This window comes from Micromonospora mangrovicola, assembly GCF_047200535.1.
In the GTDB taxonomy this organism is placed as follows: Bacteria; Actinomycetota; Actinomycetes; order Mycobacteriales; family Micromonosporaceae; genus Micromonospora.
This window is the reverse complement of record NZ_JBJZOG010000282.1, coordinates 1-340: the sequence shown is the minus strand read 5'-3', so window position 1 is coordinate 340 and position 340 is coordinate 1. Positions and strand designations below refer to the sequence as shown.

At 64.7% G+C, this 340-nt stretch carries 1 pseudogene; it reads left to right on the top strand.

The window, feature by feature from the left end:
• Positions 1 to 340: pseudogene (locus ACL02O_RS34480) on the top strand (hypothetical protein); the annotation flags it as partial.

Below are 340 nucleotides of genomic sequence, written 5' to 3'. Positions count from 1 at the left end.
AGGACGGTGGCGACTGGGGCGACTGGGGTGAGCACGGGCAGGTGCGGGAGGTGCCGTGTGACGAGGAGGAGCTGATCGAGGCGGTCGATCTGGCGAACCGGGACCAGGGCGGCACGTTGAAGCTGGCCGAGCACTGCACCTACAAGTTGAGCTTCGCGGACAAGAAGTCCGGCACGGGTCTGCCGACGATCAAGCAGGACATCACGATCAAGGGCAACGACTCGACGATCAAGCGGGACTCCGAGGACGCGTTCCGGATCTTCCGGGTCGCCGACGGTGGTGAACTGACCCTGAAGGACCTCACCGTCAAGGACGGCAACGCCGCCGAGTTCAAGTACGC